Origin of the sequence: Porticoccus sp., from assembly GCF_041592135.1 — a bacterium.
GTDB lineage: Bacteria > Pseudomonadota > Gammaproteobacteria > Pseudomonadales > Porticoccaceae > Porticoccus.
This window is the reverse complement of the sequence record NZ_JBFHQR010000194.1, coordinates 1-2,863: the sequence shown is the minus strand read 5'-3', so window position 1 is coordinate 2,863 and position 2,863 is coordinate 1. Positions and strand designations below refer to the sequence as shown.

The 2,863-nt window shown below is 64.8% G+C and carries 5 protein-coding genes; all 5 read right to left on the bottom strand.

Annotated features, from left to right (window positions below):
* Window positions 1-404, bottom strand: a 404-nt coding sequence (locus tag ABY948_RS11955; protein WP_461482762.1) for a bifunctional hydroxymethylpyrimidine kinase/phosphomethylpyrimidine kinase, incomplete at its 3' end; no start/stop codon positions are given.
* A 2-nt stretch (window positions 405-406) separates the two neighbouring features.
* Window positions 407-1,183 (bottom strand): thiazole synthase, encoded by a 777-nt coding sequence (locus tag ABY948_RS11950; protein ID WP_461482761.1) that lies wholly within the window; start codon window positions 1,181-1,183, stop codon window positions 407-409.
* A 3-nt stretch (window positions 1,184-1,186) separates the two neighbouring features.
* A complete protein-coding gene (gene thiS, locus ABY948_RS11945) occupies window positions 1,187-1,390 on the bottom strand; it encodes a sulfur carrier protein ThiS (protein WP_461482760.1) in 204 nt (67 codons plus the stop codon).
* Between the two features lie 22 nt (window positions 1,391-1,412).
* Window positions 1,413-2,567 carry a glycine oxidase ThiO gene (gene thiO / locus ABY948_RS11940; protein ID WP_461482759.1) on the bottom strand — a complete coding sequence of 385 codons (1,155 nt, stop codon included), beginning with the start codon at window positions 2,565-2,567 and terminating at the stop codon, window positions 1,413-1,415.
* A gap of 49 nt (window positions 2,568-2,616) precedes the next feature.
* Window positions 2,617-2,863 (bottom strand): phosphomethylpyrimidine synthase ThiC (locus ABY948_RS11935; protein WP_461482758.1); only part of this gene is annotated, 247 nt, incomplete at its 5' end.

Below are 2,863 nucleotides of genomic sequence, written 5' to 3'. Positions count from 1 at the left end.
TTGAGGGCGGCCGTCAGGTCTGAGCCTGTCAGGGCGTCGCCGCAACTGCCGGCCAGCACCGGGTCGAGCACCAGCGGCGCGCCGCTGCTTTTTACTGCGCCGCAGCTTTCAACAAAGGCGCGGAGGGTGGCGAGTTGTGCGGCGTCGGGGATCAGTCCCACCTTGATGGCGGCGATGGGCAGTTCTGCCACCGCGCGCAGTTGCGCTGCCAAAACATCCTTGTCTACCGGTTGGATGGCCAGCACCTCGCGGTTGTTCTGGGCGGTGTTGGCGGTCACCGCCGCCGCCCCGTGCACGCCCATGGCGGTGAGGGTGCGGATATCCATCTGCACGCCCGCCATGCCGGCGCAGTCGCTGCCGGCAATGGTCAGCACCACGGGTTTAATCGGTGTTTCCGGTGACATATTCAGGGTTTCCAGAACGGCGTGCCCAGCACCGGGGTGCTCGGTTGCGCCATGTTCCGGGCCGGCATGATCCCGGCCTCGTAGGCCAGGCGACCGGCACGGACGGCGTGGTTAAAGGCGCTGGCCATGGCCACCGGGTCGCTGGCCTGGGCCACGGCGGTGTTGAGCAGCACCCCGTCGTACCCCATTTCCAGGGCTTGGGCGGCGTGGGATGGCGCGCCGATGCCGGCGTCGACAATCAGGGTCACCTCCGGCAGTCGCTGGCGCAGGGTATTGAGTGCGTAGGGATTGATCAGCCCCTTGCCGGTGCCGATGGGCGCGCCCCAGGGCATCAGGATGCGGCAGCCGGCGTTCACCAGCTTTTCGCACAGCACCAGGTCGTCGGTGCAGTAGGGGAACACTTCGAAGCCCTGGGCGATCAGCTCCCTGGCGGCCTCCAGCAACCCGAATGGGTCCGGTTGCAGGTTGTATTCGTCGCCGATCACCTCCAGCTTGATCCAGTTGGTGTCGAACAGCTCTCGGGCCATCTGTGCGGTGGTGATGGCTTCCTTCACCGAGTGGCAGCCGGCGGTGTTGGGCAGCAGTTGCAGGTTCAGTTCCCGCAGCAGCGCCCAGAAATCGTTGCCGCCGCCGGCGCCGGGGTTCTGGCGACGCAGGGACAGGGTCACCACGCCAGCGCCGGAGGCGCGGATGGCATCCTGCATGATACTCGGCGAGGGATAGAGCGCCGAACCGATCAGCAATCGGCTCTCAAGCGTCTGGTCGGCCAGTTGCCACATGGTTCAGCCCCCCTGCATCGGTATGAGCAATTCGATCTGGTCGCCGTCCCGAAGTGGCGTGGCGGCGTAGTGGGCCCTGGGCACAAACACCTGGTTGATGGCGATGGCAAAGCCGCCGCCGGGCGGTTGCCACTGACTCAGGGCCTCGGCCAGGCAGACCGGTGCGGGTAGTTGTTTCTGTTCATTGTTCAGCCAGACGGTAATCAACGTGTCACCTTGTATCGAGTGTTCAGGCGGGGACCGCCAGGGGTTGGATCAGCTCCGGGAAGGGGGACTGGTAGCGCTCTCCGGCTTCCAGCCAGCGCACCACTTCCCGGGCCAGCACCGGCGCCAGCAGGAAGCCGTGGCGGAACAGGCCGTTGACGCGAATCAGGCCTGGTTCCCAGCGAATGGCGGGCAGGTTATCCGGCAGCGCCGGGCGACAGTTGACCCGGGTGGAGAGAATCTCCGCTTCACCGAAGCCCGGGTGCAGGCTGTAGGCCGCCGACAGCAGCTCCAGGCTGGAGCGCACGGTGATCGGTCCCATGCTGTCGCTTTCGATCTGGGTGGCGCCGATGATGTAGATATCGTCGGGGCGCGGCACCACATAAATGCGGTAGCGCGGGTGCATCAGTCGCACCAGTCGGTTGAGTTTTACCTCCGGTGCCCGCAGCCACAGCAGTTCGCCGCGCACACCGCGCAACTGCGGCCAGTCGGTTTTGGCACCGAGACCGCGGCAGTCGATGACCCAGTCAAAATGATGCTCTTTCTCCGCCGCCCTCAGGCGATGGGGACCGAGTTGCTGCACCGGGGTTTCCGGAAACCAGCTGACCTCAGGGTTGGCCAGCAGGGCGTCCGCCAGGCAGGCCATCACCTGTTCGTTGTCCACCCAGGACTCTTCCGGCAGGTAGGTGGCCTCGTCAAAGCGGTCCGCCAGTTCCGGTTCCAGCTCCGCCAGCTGGGCGGCGTTCAACTGCTGGAACTGCTCGGCAGTCGGATGCAGTTTGTTCAAGACCTGCTGGTTGAAGTGGCGGTGGTCGGCGCGATCGCCGGGATGGGCCACGATCAGGCTGCCCAGTTGCCGCAAGCAGAGGTCGCAGTCCGGCTGGTGTGATTGAGCGCAGAAACTGTCGCAATGGGCGTGGCAACGACCGCTGCCGACTACTGACAGCTCATCGGCCAGGGCCGACCACAGGGGCAGTGAGGCCATGCCCATGGCGTGAATGGCCAGCTCCGCCGTGGCCACCTCGGAGTAGGGGGTGAGCATGCCCGCCGCGGTATAGGCCGCGGCACTGCCGTTGGCGATGGGGTCGCGGTCGAAGATGCTGATCTGGTGGCCGCGCTGGCTCAACTGCCAGGCGAGCATTCGTCCGAGAATACCGGCGCCGACAACGGCTATTTGCATGACCAACTCCTGTCGCCCGACAGATGAAAACCCAACCAACCGGCCACGATCAGCCCTCCTCCTTGAGTTCCACATAAATCTCGGAACCGAGGGAGCGGAATTCCCTGGATTTCTGTGCCATGCCATCGCTGGCGTAGTCGCGCACTTCCTGGCTGATCTTCATGGAGCAGAATTTTGGTCCGCACATGGAGCAGAAGTGGGCTACCTTGGCGGAATCCTTGGGCAGTGTTTCATCGTGATACTGGCGCGCCAGATCGGGATCGAGACTGAGGTTGAACTGGTCCTCCCAGCGGAAT